We start from the raw sequence: 15,638 nt of genomic DNA, 5'->3' as shown, positions 1-15,638 counted from the left end.
CCTGACTGTAGGTTCGATAGCCGTTTTCCGACTTTAAAGGAACCAAAAGTCCTATCTTATCGTAGTGGTGCAGGGTCTTGACAGAGACACCCGAAAGCTGTGCAGCTTCTTTTATATGGTACATGATTTCCTCCTTATACTCAATGAAAATCAAAGAGCAAACTAGGAAGCTAGCCGTAGGCTGTACTTGAGTACGGTAAGGCGACGTTGACGTGGTTTGAAGAGATTTTCATTGAGTATAATTTTAACTTCTTACTTTTCATTCCTATTCCTTAAATAAAAAGCTCACTAAAAAAGTGAGCAACATTTCCAATGAGATACTTCTGTTGACGAGCGCGTCTCTCCGCCCCCTCATTGCCTTGCGAAGAGGCTTGGCGAATCGAAAGGAGGTGTTTTTTCCTGTTTTCAATTCTACTTATTTTTGCACATTTTTTTAATTTTATCAAACAAAAAAACGCAAGTCGAAGCCTGCGAAAAGTTTTTTATAACCATTTAATTTCTTTCACATCTGTTTTACGAACTTTAGCATATTTCTTAGCGCTTGTAAAATGTAGAGTAACCGGTTTAAACACTCCACTTTTATCTCTTCGTAAACCTAAAATTGCGGATCTTTTGTTTCTATCTTCAAAAAATATGACGTCCAACTTCATAGTGTTTTTAGATAAATCTTTGGCTAGGATACAACAACTTGTTATCTTAGAATAGAAGATATCACCGATAAAACTATACAAAGATATCCTTTCTATAACATCGTTGTACATGGGATTATTTTTATATTCTTCCAAAATAAAAACACCAGCTTGAATAGCAGGTATTGTTTGACTAGCATAATCTCGTGTGATTTTGTGCAAGCCAAATAAGTGATGTAAATCAGTCAAGCAAAAATCTACTTCGAAAGTCTCTAAATGCTTATAATTCGTTGATACTTGACATGTTTTTCCATCGAATTTCTCTTGATAATCTAAAATACAATCAAGTAATTTCAACGACAAACTCCATATTTTCTCAAAATAAAAAAAGCACGGGGCAGTTCTCACTACTGCCCAAAGTGGATGATTAGAGTCGGCTTCTCTAACTCCCTATGTTGTGCTTATTAGGCTTATCGCAAGGGAACAGTTTTTAGCTCTGCCAAGCCACATAGCGTGCTTACTACTATGTGTCCATGTCTCCATGGATTGCCGAGCGGTTTAACGACGTTTTGGGAGTCGGGATAACGAGAAAAGTGATACTTTTACGTTTTTTCCAACTTAATTATGACATCTTTCTTTAAAAAAGTCAATATTTATCGCTTTCTTTAACGAAAAAAATCCCACAAGAACGAATCCTGTGGGGAGATACACATTTTAGAAAAGCTTTCCTTTATTCTACTATTTTTCTTGTATTTTATCATTCAGTATGATAAAATACAAGTTTTTTGATAAAATAACCAAAAACTACTCGCTATCCCTTCTCACATTACCCTACATATCGTTTGACATGCGACTGATAGTTCAGGGAAACTTCAAGGACAACTTTTCTCTCATCCCCTATGTAGGTCATTTCTACTCTTATAGGCTCAATTTGACACTTTTCTTCTTCGAATTGCTCATATGCCTACTGAATAGTGAGTTCGATTTATCCAAATTTATTTTTGTCTATTTTGATGAACACTTCCACGAAGATAGTCTGAAAAAGAAGCCGCCCCAATTTTCCTTCTCTTTTTAAGCATATTATTCCAGATATGATTGCCCTCTTGTTCAGTAATAAATTGCGCTTTAAACGCTTCAACCAGTATATCTCCTGTTGTCATATGTTCTAAAGAAAATTCTTCTACATATGGTTTAACATCTCTTAGGTTATTACTTCCTAATATCCCATTATGCTTTTTCGCTAAGGAAATAGAAGCCGCTTCTCCCTTACCAATAACCTTGTTACTATCATGATTTCTTGTTAAATTTCTATATAATTCGTATTCTTCAGTTCCAATGTCTATGCTCACAATCTCAGCCGAACCCTTAGCTACTAACTGGTCTATCCTAGATTTTAAGTGGGGAATTGTAGGTATATTGATTTCATCATACACCTCTTGTGGAATAACAATTTTACCCGAATAGAGCTTTTCTAAAAGATATTCAGTGCCAACCCATAAAAATGCTGAAATACAATCTGTATCAATAAATACACGACTAGTCAAACGACAACTCCCCCTCTTCATCTAGCCCATATACAATATCATATCTGAAAGCATCTAGTAGCAGTTCCTCATACTTCCCTTGAGAAATTCTGTTATTTTCTAAAAGTTGTTCAGTCGATTTAATATAGTGTCCTAATACCATTTCCTTTTTACTTTCTGACAAAGGACGATATAAACTTGTATCATAGCCTAATCTTGAAGCTGTCTCTATAACACTAATATCCATATTTTTAATTTCTTCTGCGTCAAGGTATCCATCATTCCGCAATCTATATAACATAGCTTTATGACTGATACCATAAAACTGACCTAATTTTATAATATCTTCTACTTCAAGATGAGTTCTATTGGCATTTTCTCTGATTTCCTCAACCATCCTATACAGTGAAGATGGGGAAATTAAAAAATAAGAAGCAAACTGATCCGCTTTTCTTTCAGTTTCATCTCCTTCACCAATCAAAATAAAACTGACTGAACTCTTCTTCACCTCATCATAATAAAGATGATACAGTTCATGTGCTAAAGAAAATCTTTGTCTTCCTAATGACATGTCTGAATTGATTACAATGAGACTGGACTGAGTTCCTTTATAACAGACTCCGCTAATATTCTTTCCGAGTCCATAAAATACCAGCGTCAAATTTTCTATCTTTTGTACCAATTTAAAAATATCTATCGGCGCTTCACCATCAGCTCCCAACTTTTTTCTAAGATTTGAAGCTTTATTACTTAAATCCATTTTATCAATCATTTATTTTGTCTCCAATAGCTGATCTATCTCAAATTGATTCAATACAATTTTATTGATTTTCGCTAAAACTTTAAGATCTTGGTCTACTATTTTATTTTTTCTAAACGATATTACACACTGTTGTTCAGCTTGTTCGCCAAACAAAAGATATTCAACCGTACAGCAAAATAGAGCAGATAGTTTCTCAATAACATCCGACGTGATATTCCTTTCACCTTTTTCCATTTTGGCAATCATACTTTGATTCAAAGACAAATATTCAGCAATCTTATCTTGAGTAAGATTTGAAGATATTCTAAGTTCTTTTATTCTTTTTCCAACATCACATACATTTATCATATTCATACACCTCTCATAAAAAGAATAGCACACTCTTGTCATAAAGTCAATTTTTAAAATAAAAAAATTATGACAACACAAGGAAGCAATTTATTGATACTGCTTAAAAATCCAAAATTGATGATAGTAAACCTATTTGATGAGTTCCTATCAAAAATCGTATCTTCAACCTCAAAACAGTACTTAAAGCTATCCGATTCGGTTTACATTGTCAAATTTAGATTTTATTTGAGCATAGCTTTCTAGTTTGCTTTTTGATTTTTATGTAATATAGTAGCAAAAATTGAAGGAAATATCTCCACAAGAAAACGCATACTATTAAGCTTTTTCAAGACCTAATAATATGCGCTGTTCTGATTTGAAAGACACTCCATTATTATTTTACTGTTATCAAGCCTTCAGGCTCGACTGTAAATTCTGGTTTTTCTGCTATCGTGCCATCTTCTTTAAGGTAATACCAGCCATCATTTGATTTGACAAAGGCATTAGAAACCATGTCCCCATTTTGACTATCAAGATAGTACCAAGTCTCCTTGTATTTGATCCAGCCTGTTTTCATAGCACCTTCTCCATCGAAATAGTACCACTTCTCAGCGATTTTCTTCCAGCCTGTCGCCATTTCGCCTGACTGGTCAAACCAGTACCAGTTGCCGTCTGTGTGCTTCTTCCAGCGGTCTGCAAGCATATATCCTGAACCGTCAAAGTAATACCAGGTACCATTTACTTTCTCAAACTTATCTTTTGGATAAGAACCATCTGAGTGTACATACCAGGTGCCAGTATCGTTCTGTTGCCATCCTGCTTCAATCGTCAAGCCGTTTTCAATATCCTGCTTAAACTGCTCACGGCTAATACCCCATTTGGCAAGATAAGGATAGGGGTCAATGTGATCTGAGTTGTTGTCAGGTTGGTTATTGGTACAATATTCGTGTGTCTTGATACCTGCCAAGTCGTCTGTATCAAGTGTTTTAGGTATCCCAGCCTCGTCTGCTAGATTACGCAAGAGTTCGATATAGAGACGATAGTCAATCAGAAACTCTTCTTTTGATTCATGGCTTTCAATCAGTTCAACTTGTGCATAACCTTCTGCATTCCAACCACCCCCAACGTCCCAGGCACCATTATCAACAGGTCCTACCTGCATAACACGACCATTACCAACTACGTGAGAAAAGAAGCCCAATTCAGGATCTTTTCTGTAATGGTAGTCAGCCTCATTTTGAACCGTTGAGTTACGGTTGCCTGTGGAATGGGCATGGACTTGCCTATATGGTTGCACGCCAACTTGAGGCAAATCTGTTCTTAATTTACTCACATCAATTTCCATATTCTACTCCTTATCGATTAAGACAACTCATTTTTTACAATCCAGAGCTAGAAACTCCTTTATTTATACCTCATAAAGAATACAATCCTAGTCACGATTAGGCTTGTAGATAGAACTTCAAAACGCACTATTTTGACACTGTAAATAGGACTGATAAGGTCTGCATTCTATCTACAAAAACACCCCAAACTAAAAAGCTTTTCAAAAGTATATTTTTACAGTCTCTATATGTCCTTTTCATAAATACTATACTTTATTATATCATATAAAAGAAGTCAAAAGTCTGTTAAACTATTTTCAAGACCAAACTAAAGATGACAGCACAAGTTTTTCGATTTTCACTAGAGGAAATGGATTTTATTTAGCAAATCGAGCTAGGATGACACTTTTGTTGCCAAGATGACCTTACCTTCTTTTATTAAAGGATGACGGAAAAGCGAAAAGTACAGTTGAATGGTCATGGCAACCCAGATGAGGGGTTCGCAAAGGATAACTCCCTTATAGCCTGCCCAAGGGATAATCAAGACCACAAAAGCGATTTTCCCGACTAGTTCGATAAAGCTAGAAACCAGCGGAAGGACTTTTTGCCCCAAGCCCTGCAAGCAATTGCGATAAATTAACAAGAGGCTCAAAATGGGATAAAAGGCTGAACTGATTTGCAGATAGAGACTACCATTTTCTACCAAATAGCTATCCGTCGAACTAGCCAAGAAGGAAACCAAGGCTGGACTGGCAAAAAAGAGGAAGACACAAACAAAAACTGCCCAGGACATACTCAAACGACTACCGATTCGAAGACCTTGGACAATGCGATCTGGTCGCTTAGCTCCTAGATTCTGAGAAGCAAAGGTCGTCATCGAAGCAGAAATAGCGGTCATAGGAAGAAGGGCGAAGGCCATAATGCGTCGAGCCGCCGTCTGGGCACTAATAATCACTGCGCCAAAGGTATTGACAGAAGACTGTAAAATCACACTGCCGATGGACACAATCGAACTCATCAAGCCCATAGCCAAACCTTGCTCCAAGAGATCGGCGTACAAGGACTTATCCCATTTGAAATGCTTGCGTTGAGGCAAAAGTTCTGGCACACTCTTACGAATATAGTAAAAGCAGAGAACCGCTGATAAACCTTGCGAAATAATGGTAGCAAGTCCCGCGGATTGAACTCCCAGTTGCAGTTGCGTAATAAAATAGAGATCGAGAACCACATTAACCAAGGCAGAGAAAATCAGAAATCCAAGGGCGGCTAGACTGTCACCAATGGACCGCAACAAACCTGCAAAGAGATTATAGGCAAAGCTGACGCCGACACAGGTCACAATCATAGAAATATATTGATAGGACTGGGGAAGGATTTCAGCAGGGGTATCTAGGTACTGTAAAAGAGGATACAAACCAAGAAAGCCCAGCAGCATCACTACAACACTCAAAAGAGCCCCTAAAATCCAGGTGGATGCTACTGCTTCCTTGATTTTAGTGAAATTCCGAGCTCCATAATAACGGGCAATGACAATCCCCATGCCATTTCCAACACCAAGAGTAAAACCTACAATCAGGTCAAAAATCGCTGTCGTCGCCCCTACCGCTGCCAAGGAGTCTTGTCCAAGAAAACGTCCAACAATCAAGACATCAGCAGTGTTATAGAGTTGCTGAAAGATATTAGACAGCAAGATTGGGAAGGCAAAACTCAAGAGAGAAGGAAGAATCGGACCATGTATCAGGTCCACTGTTCGTTTTTTATTCATAAGGCTATTACATCAGCTTTCTAGTGGAGCCACAAGAAACAGCAAACTATAGTCAATCTGAAATCTTGAATCAAAAATCGAAAAAGTAGCGGATTTCTCCACTACTTTAACAGCTTATTCTTCAATTTCGATTTCAAGTTCATCGCCTAGGTCAAGTGTCACTTCTTCATTCACAGAATCTGCTTGAACTGCTTCATCTTTTTTGTTTTCAGTATCTTGTTCTGAAGCTTCTTCTCCATCAATCAAGCCAAATTTAGAACGGACTTGCTTATCAATTTCATCAAAGATTTCTGGGTGCTCTGCCAAATATTTCTTAGAATTCTCAGAACCCTGACCGATTTTTTCATCCTTGTAAGAATACCAAGCTCCTGCTTTTTTGATAATATCCAAGTCGCTTGCAATCCTCAAGAGTTCACCAGTCTTAGAAATTCCTTCTCCGTACATAATTTCAACTACGGTTTCCTTAAACGGTGGAGCTACCTTATTTTTTACAACCTTAATCTTAGTTTCTTTACCGACATTGGTTTCTTTTTGGTCACCAGTTCCCTTAATTTGTGTGTTACCACGAACATCTAAGCGGACTGAAGCATAGAATTTCAAAGCACGTCCGCCAGGTGTTGTTTCTGGATTTCCAAACATGACCCCAACTTTTTCACGCAATTGGTTGATAAAGATAGCAATTGTTTTGGTTTTATTGATAGAAGCACCAAGTTTACGCATGGCCTGACTCATCATACGGGCCTGCAAACCAACGTGGCTATCACCGATATCTCCATCAATCTCCGCACGAGGTACAAGGGCCGCAACTGAGTCGACCACGACAAGATCTACAGCACCTGAGTCAATCAATTTTCCTGCAATTTCAAGACCTTGCTCTCCTGAGTCTGGTTGTGACAAGAGCAATTCGTCAATGTTAACACCAAGGGCCGCAGCATAAGCTGGGTCAAGGGCATGCTCCGCATCGATAAAGGCTGCAATCCCACCTTCTTTTTGCGCTTGTGCAACTGCATGAAGGGCAACCGTCGTCTTACCAGATGACTCTGGTCCATAGATTTCGATGATACGTCCCTTAGGATAACCACCTGAACCAAGGGCAATGTCAAGAGCTAAAGAACCTGAGCTCATCACTTGCACCTTTTGCTCCGCACGTTCACCCAAACGCATGATTGATCCTTTACCAAAGTCTTTCTCAATCAATTTAAGAGCATCATTCAAGGCCTTTTCACGTTCTGCCCCAAATTTTTTTGAAATTTCTTCTAATTTTTTTGGTTTTTTCGCCATTCTATTCTCCTACATTCTAATGATCCTCAGACCTATCTACTATTATATCAAAAGTTAGTCACTTAATAAAGCCTTGCGAACTAGGTTAAAGGCATGCATAACCGCAATGTGACGTACATCTGCTCGACTTCTGCCTCCAATATTCACCTTGATAACCTCAGTTCCTTGCTCTTGAGCCAAGCCTATGAAGACTGTCCCAGCTGGATATCCTTCTAGGCTATCTGGTCCTGCCACTCCAGTCAAACTAATTCCAAAATCAGACTGGATCTTGATTCGTGCCTGCTCAGCCATCTTCTGAGCTGTAAATTCAGACACCACACCATGTTCTTCCAAATCCTTGACAGGAATATCCAACATTTTTGATTTTTCCTCCAAGCTATAGGTCACAAAACCACCCTTAAATATACTTGAAGCTCCTGAAAAATCCGCTACCCTAGCTTGGAAAAGACCTGCCGTCAAACTCTCTGCAGCCGTGATGGTTTTCCCTTGTTTTTTCAGTTCTTCTACCACAATGCTGGCTAAACTGGACTCTTCCCCATAACCATAACAAAGGTCTCGTAAAGAAAGTCCTTCAAAGGTCTGGCGATCCAAGATTTGATGTTCCAAAATATCCAGCACTTGATTCGCCTCTTCTTGACTGCTAGCCTTTGTTGACAGACGCAAGGTTACCTCTCCTGTCTTGGCATAAGGTGCCAAGGTCGGATCGGTCTGATTATCAATTAAATCAGCCAAAATCGTCACCAACTGGCTCTCGCCAATCCCAAAGAAACGAAGAACCCGGGAATACAGCTTACTCCCCGTCATCAACTTGGGTAGAAGTTGGTTTAAGACCATAGGCTTCAATTCACTTGGCGGACCAGGAAGGACAACGTAGGTCACTCCATCTACTTCTAGTATTCCTCCCACAGCCAGCCCCGTTTCGTTTGGCAGTGGAGTCGCTCCTTCTACAATTTGGGCTTGTCTTTCGTTATTCGGTGTTCGGGCATAATCTGGTCGCTGGGCGAAAAAGACATCTAACTTCTCCTGAGCCTGAGGATCGAAGACTAATTCTTTCCCTAAAAATTTAGCCAGAGTTTGTTTGGTCAAATCGTCCTCAGTCGGCCCTAAACCACCTGTCAAAATCACCAGACTGCTACGTTGACTGGCAATCTCAAGCAAAGACAAGAGACGGGCTTCGTTGTCTCCTACAGCCGTCTGAAAATATACATCTACCCCAATCTCTGCTAGTTTTTCTGATAAAAACTGAGCATTAGTGTTGACAATCTGTCCTGTCAAAATCTCTGTTCCAACAGCAATGATTTCTGCTTTCATGTTTCCTCCTACCTATCTATTCGTATTTTTTTGAAAAAATCGCAGGAAATTTCCCACGATTGATTTTTTATTTGTATCAAAAGTTAATTATCTTCATCACCAACAGGTGCTCTGCCAAATAAATCTTCAAATAAGACCGCATTGGTTTCAAGCTGAGTGACTTCTTCTTGTCCCAAAGAACGTCGGAGTAGATTTTGCATTTCCAACATATGGGCTCTCGAAACAATCTGGTAAGAAACACCTTGAAGCATCTCTCCTTCACCCTGCAACTGCTGAGTTTCAATGGTTTTAAATGAATCTTTATAGCCTAGCAAGTTAGGGATACTTTTTGCAGACAAATCAATATTGGTCTGCATATTGTCACTCAAAGCTTTTAGAATCTCTTGATAATGACCAACACTATTTAAACTGAGAGCTTTTTCCATGACTTTTTGAATAACTTCACGTTGACGTTTTTGACGACCATAATCCCCCTCAGGATCTTGGTAACGCATTCGTGCATAGACTAGGGCTTCTTCTCCCCCAATATGTTGCTCCCCAACACCGATAGAAATGGTATTAAATTCTTCTTGGTCACTGATAGAAATTGGGAAACCTAGGGTATTATTGACTGTAATACCACCTACTGCATCCACTAGTTTTTGTAACCCTTTCATATTGACCATCACATAGCGATCAATATGGATATTCATCATTTTTTGAATGGTTTCTATAGCAAGCTCTGCTCCACCATCTGCATATGCTGAATTCAGTTTCGCTTCATGAGCCTGACCATTCCCTGATTCAATGCGGGTCAGAATATCCCGCTCTAAACTCATCATTGTTGTTTTTTTCGTTTTAGGATTCACTGTCATCAAGATCATGCTATCACTTCTACCGACCCAAGTTTCAGTTCGTTCAGCATTTCCGGTGTCCACTCCCATTAACAGAATGGTTAGAGGTTCAGTCGCTTCAATAACCTTGGTTTCTTCGCCGATTTTTTTATAGGTTTTAGCTAAGGTTTCTGTCCCTTGTTGATAAATAGTATAAGCAAAAATACCTGCTCCTACTACAGTTACAGAAAGTAAAGCTAGCACCATTCCAATAATTTTTTTAACCATATTTCTACTAATCTATCAGTTTACCCATCAAGTAAACATCGATAAATTTCCCTTCTTCTATATATGCTCCACGCTCTTGGCGACCTTCAATTACAAAGCCATGCTTTTGATACAGATGAACTGCTGCTTGATTACGAGTTTGGACAGTCAGCTGGAGACGACGCAGAATGCCACTTGCTTGTGCCCACTCTATCGCTTCTTCTAGCAACAAACTTCCCAATCCATTATTCCAATATCTTTTTCCAATCACAATGAAGAGATCTCCAATATGATGGACTCTCTTGCGCTGGTCAGCTGTAATATTTACAATACCAGCAATTTTATCATTTAAGAATGCAAGTAAGGTTATCTGATTGTCCGAACTAGCTTGCTTGTTGAGGAATACTTCAATCTCCTCACTGGTCAAGAGAATACCATCTCCGTCTAAGCTGGTAAAATCTGTCTCCAAACTTACACGATTTAAAAAGGCCACTAATTCAGCTGCATCTTTAGGCTCTGCTTCCCTAATGAGCAATTCATACTCCATGTTGAAGCTCCTCTAAGAGTTTTTCTGCACGCAAACCCTTTGCCTGAAAATTTAAACGACGTCCATCTGCTTCTTTTAGAATTTCCAATTCTAAATAAGTATCTGGCAAGGCATCTCCTAAGAGATTTCCCCACTCGATGACAGTCACTCCGCCACCAAAGAGAAACTCATCCAAGTCGATAGAATCCGCATCTCCTTCAATACGATAAACATCTAAATGGAAAAGCGGAAGACGCCCCTCATACTCTCTTACGATAGTATAGGTTGGACTTTTAATCATTTGAGAAATCTGTAAACCTTTAGCAAGTCCTTTAGTAAAGGTCGTTTTACCTGCACCCAGTTCTCCAGTTAAGATTAAAACATCATTCTTTGCTAATAGATGACCCAAACGCTCCCCTAAGGATTGTAGCTCTTCTTCATTTTTTGTGTACATACTCTTATTATACCAAAAACTTTTCTTTTGTGTCTATTTTCCTGCTAAACTTATACTCAATGAAAATCAAAGAGCAAACTAGGAAGCTAGCCGCAGGCTGTACTTGAGTACGGCAAGGCGAAGCTGACGTGGTTTGAAGAGATTTTCGAAGAGTATCAGTTAGAAGAAAGAGTCACAAACACACTTTGTGGCTTTTTTATTTCCATAAAAATGGTAAAATAGTAGGAGTAGAAATGGAGTTCGAGACATGAAAGTAATAGATCAATTTAAAAATAAGAAAGTCCTTGTTTTAGGTTTAGCCAAGTCTGGTGAATCTGCAGCTCGTTTGTTGGACAAGCTAGGTGCTATTGTAACGGTAAATGATGGGAAGCCTTTCGAGGACAATCCAGCTGCCCAAAGTTTGCTGGAAGAAGGGATCAAGGTTATCACAGGTGGTCATCCTTTGGAACTTTTGGATGAAGAGTTTGCCCTCATGGTGAAAAATCCAGGCATCCCATACAGTAATCCCATGATTGAAAAGGCTTTGGCAAAGGGAATTCCAGTCTTGACTGAGGTGGAATTGGCTTACTTGATTTCAGAAGCGCCCATTATCGGTATAACAGGTTCAAATGGAAAAACAACTACAACGACCATGATTGGGGAAGTTTTGACTGCTGCTGGGCAACATAGTCTTTTATCAGGAAATATCGGCTATCCAGCCAGTCAAGTGGCTCAAACTGCGACAGATAAGGACACGCTTGTCATGGAACTTTCTTCTTTCCAACTCATGGGCGTTCAAGAATTCCATACTGAGATTGCGGTTATTACCAACCTCATGCCAACTCATATCGACTATCATGGGTCATTTGAGGAATATGTAGCAGCCAAGTGGAATATCCAGAACAAGATGACAGCAGCTGATTTCCTTGTCTTGAACTTTAACCAAGACTTGGCAAAAGAGTTGGCTACCAAAACACAGGCTACTGTTGTTCCATTCTCAACACAGGAAAAGGTTGATGGAGCTTATCTGGAAGATGGTCAACTCTACTTCCGTGGTGAAGTAGTCATGGCAGCGAGTGAAATCGGGGTTCCAGGTAGCCACAATGTAGAAAACGCCCTTGTGACGATTGCTGTAGCCAAGCTTCGTGATGTGGACAATCAAACCATCAAGGAAACTCTTTCAGCCTTCGGTGGTGTCAAACACCGTCTCCAGTTTGTGGATGACATCAAGGGTGTTAAATTCTATAACGACAGTAAATCAACTAATATCTTGGCAACTCAAAAAGCCTTGTCAGGATTTGACAATAGCAAGGTCATTTTGATTGCAGGTGGTTTGGACCGTGGTAATGAGTTTGACGAATTGGTTCCAGACATTACTGGACTCAAGAAGATGGTCATCCTTGGTCAGTCTGCTGAACGTGTCAAACGGGCAGCGGATAAGGCTGGTGTGGCTTATGTGGATGCGACTGATATTGCAGATGCGACCCGCAAGGCTTACGAGTTTGCGACTCAAGGAGACGTGGTTCTTCTCAGTCCTGCCAATGCCAGCTGGGATATGTATGCTAACTTTGAAGTACGTGGCGACCTCTTTATCGACACAGTAGCGGAGTTAAAGGAATAATATGAAAAAAATTGTCTTTACAGGTGGGGGGACGGTTGGACACGTGACTCTCAATCTTTTGTTAATGCCCAAGTTCATCGAAGATGGATGGGAAGTCCACTATATCGGAGATAAACGTGGTATCGAACACCAAGAAATCCTCAAGTCAGGTTTGGATGTCACCTTCCATTCCATTACGACTGGAAAATTGCGTCGCTATTTCTCTTGGCAAAATATGCTGGACGTCTTCAAAGTTGGTTGGGGAATTGTCCAATCGCTCTTTATCATGTTACGACTTCGTCCACAGGCCCTTTTTTCAAAGGGAGGCTTTGTCTCAGTACCGCCTGTTATTGCAGCACGTGTGTCAGGAGTGCCTGTCTTTATTCACGAATCTGACCTGTCTATGGGCTTGGCCAATAAAATCGCCTATAAATTTGCGACGAAAATGTATTCAACTTTTGAACAGGCTTCAAGTTTGGCTAAGGTCGAGCATGTGGGAGCAGTGACCAAGGTTTCGGACAAAAACACTCCAGAACCAGATGAATTGGTGGATATTCAAACCCACTTTAATCCTAAATTGCCAACTGTATTGTTTGTCGGTGGTTCTGCAGGCGCTCGTGTCTTTAACCAATTGGTGACAGACCATAAGAAAGAACTGACAGAGCGCTACAATATTATCAATTTAACTGGAGATTCTAGCCTGAATGAGTTGAGCCAAAATCTTTTTCGTGTTGACTATGTGACCAATCTCTATCAACCCTTGATGGAATTGGCTGATATTGTTGTGACACGAGGTGGTGCCAATACGATTTTTGAGCTCTTGGCCATGGCAAAATTGCATGTTATTGTGCCACTTGGTCGTGAAGCTAGTCGTGGCGACCAGATTGAAAATGCAGCTTACTTTGTAAAAAAAGGCTATGCAGAAGAGCTTCAAGAAAGCGATTTGACCTTGGATAGTTTGGAAGAGAAGCTTGCTCACTTACTAAGTCACAAGGAAGATTACCAGGCTAACATGAAGGCTTCTAAGGAATTGAAATCTCTAGCAGATTTTTATCAATTGTTGAAAAAAGATTTATCATAAGGAAAGTAAATGTCAAAAGATAAGAAAAATGAGGGCAAAGAAATCCTCGAAGAATTGAAAGAGTTATCAGAATGGCAGAAACGAAACCAAGAATATCTAAAAAAGAAGGCTGAGGAAGAGGCAGCCCTAGCTGAGGAGAAAGAAAAGGAAAGACAAGCTCGAATGGCTTCAAAATCTGAAGATTCAGATGCAACCGAGGACCAAGAGAGTGAATCTGATTCAAAAGACCCAAAATCAGCTAAGGATGATACCGAAGAAAAAGTAGAAGAGTCAGAATACGTCAAAAAAGAAGTATCCAAAGAAGAATCAAAGTCCAAAGAGCCAAAGAAAGAGGATAAAAAGGCAGATAAAAAGCCTGTAAAGGAAAAACCGGTCAAACCGAAAATTCCAGGAATCCATATCTTACGAGCCTTAACGATTTTATTTCCAAGTCTGCTTTTATTGATTGTCTCTGCCTACCTACTCAGTCCTTATGCGACCATGAAGGATATTCGTGTCGAGGGAACGGTGCACACTACGGCTGATGATATTCGACAGGCTTCAGGTATTCAGGATTCGGATTATACGATTAACCTTCTGCTAGACAAGGAAAAATATGAAAAGCAGATTAAGTCTAACTATTGGGTTGAATCAGCTCAACTTGTTTATCAATTTCCAACCAAGTTCACTATCAAGGTCAAGGAATATGATATTGTGGCCTACTATATTTCTGGTGAAAACCATTATCCTATTCTTTCCAGTGGTCAGCTTGAGACCAGTGCTGTGAGTTTGGTCAGTCTACCAGAAACTTATATATCAGTTCTCTTTAATGATAGTGAAAAAATCAAGGCTTTTGTCTCAGAACTTTCTCAAATTAGCCCAGAACTCAAGGCGGCTATCCAAAAGGTGGAACTAGCTCCCAGCAAGGTCACTTCCGATTTAATTCGATTGACCATGAATGATTCGGACGAAGTCTTGGTTCCTCTATCTGAAATGAGTAAGAAACTGCCTTATTACAGTAAGATTAAGCCTCAATTGTCAGAACCAAGTGTGGTCGATATGGAAGCTGGAATCTACAGCTACACTGTAGCGGATAAATTGATTATGGAAGCAGAAGAAAAAGCCAAAAAAGAGGCCGAAGAAGCTGAGAAAAGGCAGGAAGAAGAACGTAAACGTTTAGAAGAAGAACAGAAAAAACAAGAGGAAGAGAGCAATCGAAACCAAACGACCCAGCGCTCATCGCGTCGCTAGGTTTTACCTTTTTTCTCATAGTACTTTAGTGACTAGTTTTTACGTTTAATATTTGACATCTGTTTTTCTTTATGTTACATTATGCAGTGTAATCGATTGCAAAATAATTTTTTATGAAGAAGGTAACACATATGTCAGATGAAGTATTCTTATTTGAAGAAATTGAAGAAATCGTAGCCTCTACAGATGGTGAATTTTGGGGGAGTTTTACTTGGAACTGGGGTAGTTCTCTTAATTGGAGTAGCCTATTGTTAAAAAGATAGGGAGTGATAATCATGCAAGATAACTTTTTATTTGAGGAAATTGAAAAAATTTCAGTACCAGTTAGTGATTTTTCAGCTGGACTTGCAATAGGTATCGGATTTGGTTTATCAATCCTTGCTCTTGCTGGTTGTTGAAGTTTGTTCATTTACTAACATTAAGCTTTTTCAATTTCATTTTAGACAGTCATTTGAATTTTCCGTATTAGTCTTGCAGCAAGAGATTAATAGAATTAGTCATTATTTTATTGATTGCGGACTGAGGGACTAGAGTATGTTTTACTTAGCCCCTCTTTTATTTATTAAAGGTTAGGTTTGTTATGAGAATTGTTGATAAGATTAAGATATTACCTACTCCTTATGAGGGACAGTATCATCTATATATACCATCCAGTAAGAAACATGTATTAGTTGGGAAACAGGAAAAAAATGGTTAGAGCAACTAATAGGTCAAGAATTTACCATATCGGACTTATTAGTGTTAGTAGGGAAGAAATATTAT

General features: G+C 39.3%; 16 protein-coding genes and 1 pseudogene. 5 read left to right on the top strand and 12 right to left on the bottom strand.

The window, feature by feature from the left end; translation table 11 throughout:
* From HT671_RS04540 to tsaE, 12 genes and pseudogenes are all read right to left on the bottom strand, one after another.
* The coding region (locus HT671_RS04540) for a MerR family DNA-binding transcriptional regulator (protein ID WP_172923061.1) at positions 1 to 124 on the bottom strand (124 nt) is incomplete at its 3' end.
* Positions 125 to 482: 358 nt separating this feature from the next.
* Entirely contained in the window at positions 483 to 1,037 is a 555-nt protein-coding gene (locus HT671_RS04535; protein ID WP_306416194.1) for a PBECR4 domain-containing protein, read from the bottom strand.
* 713 nt (positions 1,038 to 1,750) lie between these two features.
* Positions 1,751 to 2,173 (bottom strand): annotated as a pseudogene (locus HT671_RS04530) (hypothetical protein); the annotation flags it as partial.
* On the bottom strand, positions 2,166 to 2,912 hold the full coding sequence (locus HT671_RS04525) for an ImmA/IrrE family metallo-endopeptidase (RefSeq protein WP_309598780.1): 747 nt from the start codon (positions 2,910 to 2,912) through the stop codon (positions 2,166 to 2,168). The gene HT671_RS04525 and the pseudogene HT671_RS04530, both read right to left, overlap by 8 nt.
* A 12-nt stretch (positions 2,913 to 2,924) precedes the next feature.
* Positions 2,925 to 3,269, bottom strand: a complete 345-nt coding sequence (locus tag HT671_RS11900; protein WP_001056000.1) for a helix-turn-helix transcriptional regulator — start codon at positions 3,267 to 3,269, stop codon at positions 2,925 to 2,927.
* 370 nt (positions 3,270 to 3,639) lie between these two features.
* Complete coding sequence (locus tag HT671_RS04515; RefSeq protein ID WP_049524692.1) at positions 3,640 to 4,590, bottom strand: N-acetylmuramoyl-L-alanine amidase family protein; 951 nt, start codon at positions 4,588 to 4,590, stop codon at positions 3,640 to 3,642.
* Between the two features lie 374 nt (positions 4,591 to 4,964).
* Positions 4,965 to 6,335 (bottom strand): MATE family efflux transporter, encoded by a 1,371-nt coding sequence (locus HT671_RS04510; protein WP_138700175.1) that lies wholly within the window; start codon positions 6,333 to 6,335, stop codon positions 4,965 to 4,967.
* Between the two features lie 114 nt (positions 6,336 to 6,449).
* Positions 6,450 to 7,616 (bottom strand): recombinase RecA, encoded by a 1,167-nt coding sequence (recA, locus tag HT671_RS04505; RefSeq protein WP_172923060.1) that lies wholly within the window; start codon positions 7,614 to 7,616, stop codon positions 6,450 to 6,452.
* A 54-nt stretch (positions 7,617 to 7,670) separates the two neighbouring features.
* Positions 7,671 to 8,927 (bottom strand): competence/damage-inducible protein A, encoded by a 1,257-nt coding sequence (locus HT671_RS04500; protein WP_138703325.1) that lies wholly within the window; start codon positions 8,925 to 8,927, stop codon positions 7,671 to 7,673.
* An 83-nt stretch (positions 8,928 to 9,010) separates the two neighbouring features.
* Positions 9,011 to 10,027, bottom strand: a complete 1,017-nt coding sequence (locus tag HT671_RS04495) for an LCP family protein (protein ID WP_000239274.1) — start codon at positions 10,025 to 10,027, stop codon at positions 9,011 to 9,013.
* A gap of 7 nt (positions 10,028 to 10,034) precedes the next feature.
* Positions 10,035 to 10,553, bottom strand: coding sequence for a GNAT family N-acetyltransferase (locus HT671_RS04490; RefSeq protein ID WP_000455532.1), 519 nt, complete (start codon positions 10,551 to 10,553; stop codon positions 10,035 to 10,037).
* Positions 10,543 to 10,986 (bottom strand): tRNA (adenosine(37)-N6)-threonylcarbamoyltransferase complex ATPase subunit type 1 TsaE, encoded by a 444-nt coding sequence (tsaE, locus tag HT671_RS04485; protein WP_000288246.1) that lies wholly within the window; start codon positions 10,984 to 10,986, stop codon positions 10,543 to 10,545. Before tsaE ends, HT671_RS04490 begins: the two co-directional genes overlap by 11 nt.
* Positions 10,987 to 11,233: 247 nt before the next feature.
* Between tsaE and murD the strand changes: the two genes are divergently transcribed.
* The 5 genes from murD (at position 11,234) to HT671_RS11890 (ending at position 15,274) form a co-directional block, all read left to right on the top strand.
* Entirely contained in the window at positions 11,234 to 12,586 is a 1,353-nt protein-coding gene (murD, locus tag HT671_RS04480) for a UDP-N-acetylmuramoyl-L-alanine--D-glutamate ligase (RefSeq protein WP_138703193.1), read from the top strand.
* Position 12,587: 1 nt separating this feature from the next.
* Positions 12,588 to 13,646 carry a UDP-N-acetylglucosamine--N-acetylmuramyl-(pentapeptide) pyrophosphoryl-undecaprenol N-acetylglucosamine transferase gene (locus tag HT671_RS04475; protein WP_000724842.1) on the top strand — a complete coding sequence of 353 codons (1,059 nt, stop codon included), beginning with the start codon at positions 12,588 to 12,590 and terminating at the stop codon, positions 13,644 to 13,646.
* Between the two features lie 9 nt (positions 13,647 to 13,655).
* Positions 13,656 to 14,876, top strand: coding sequence for a cell division protein FtsQ/DivIB (locus tag HT671_RS04470; RefSeq protein WP_138703194.1), 1,221 nt, complete (start codon positions 13,656 to 13,658; stop codon positions 14,874 to 14,876).
* Positions 14,877 to 15,007: 131 nt separating this feature from the next.
* Positions 15,008 to 15,139, top strand: coding sequence for a hypothetical protein (locus HT671_RS11895; protein WP_007284949.1), 132 nt, complete (start codon positions 15,008 to 15,010; stop codon positions 15,137 to 15,139).
* 12 nt (positions 15,140 to 15,151) lie between these two features.
* Positions 15,152 to 15,274: a hypothetical protein gene (locus HT671_RS11890; RefSeq protein WP_023936388.1), complete on the top strand. Its 123-nt coding sequence runs from the start codon at positions 15,152 to 15,154 to the stop codon at positions 15,272 to 15,274.
* Positions 15,275 to 15,638 lie beyond the last annotated feature (364 nt).

The sequence above is a fragment of the Streptococcus sp. 2741 genome, from assembly GCF_013276315.1.
GTDB classification, from domain to species: domain Bacteria; phylum Bacillota; class Bacilli; order Lactobacillales; family Streptococcaceae; genus Streptococcus; species Streptococcus pseudopneumoniae.
This window is presented reverse-complemented; position numbering and strand designations above follow the sequence as displayed.

Bases quoted from the DNA above. Each gene is read 5' to 3' on its own strand.
- HT671_RS04525 (WP_309598780.1), bottom strand. From the start codon at position 2,912: ATGGATTTAAGTAATAAAGCTTCAAATCTTAGAAAAAAGTTGGGAGCT.
- HT671_RS11900 (WP_001056000.1), bottom strand. From the start codon at position 3,269: ATGAATATGATAAATGTATGTGATGTTGGAAAAAGAATAAAAGAACTT.
- HT671_RS04515 (WP_049524692.1), bottom strand. From the start codon at position 4,590: ATGGAAATTGATGTGAGTAAATTAAGAACAGATTTGCCTCAAGTTGGC.
- HT671_RS04510 (WP_138700175.1), bottom strand. From the start codon at position 6,335: ATGAATAAAAAACGAACAGTGGACCTGATACATGGTCCGATTCTTCCT.
- recA (WP_172923060.1), bottom strand. From the start codon at position 7,616: ATGGCGAAAAAACCAAAAAAATTAGAAGAAATTTCAAAAAAATTTGGG.
- HT671_RS04500 (WP_138703325.1), bottom strand. From the start codon at position 8,927: ATGAAAGCAGAAATCATTGCTGTTGGAACAGAGATTTTGACAGGACAG.
- HT671_RS04495 (WP_000239274.1), bottom strand. From the start codon at position 10,027: ATGGTTAAAAAAATTATTGGAATGGTGCTAGCTTTACTTTCTGTAACT.
- HT671_RS04490 (WP_000455532.1), bottom strand. From the start codon at position 10,553: ATGGAGTATGAATTGCTCATTAGGGAAGCAGAGCCTAAAGATGCAGCT.
- tsaE (WP_000288246.1), bottom strand. From the start codon at position 10,986: ATGTACACAAAAAATGAAGAAGAGCTACAATCCTTAGGGGAGCGTTTG.
- murD (WP_138703193.1), top strand. From the start codon at position 11,234: ATGAAAGTAATAGATCAATTTAAAAATAAGAAAGTCCTTGTTTTAGGT.
- HT671_RS04475 (WP_000724842.1), top strand. From the start codon at position 12,588: ATGAAAAAAATTGTCTTTACAGGTGGGGGGACGGTTGGACACGTGACT.
- HT671_RS04470 (WP_138703194.1), top strand. From the start codon at position 13,656: ATGTCAAAAGATAAGAAAAATGAGGGCAAAGAAATCCTCGAAGAATTG.
- HT671_RS11895 (WP_007284949.1), top strand. From the start codon at position 15,008: ATGTCAGATGAAGTATTCTTATTTGAAGAAATTGAAGAAATCGTAGCC.
- HT671_RS11890 (WP_023936388.1), top strand. From the start codon at position 15,152: ATGCAAGATAACTTTTTATTTGAGGAAATTGAAAAAATTTCAGTACCA.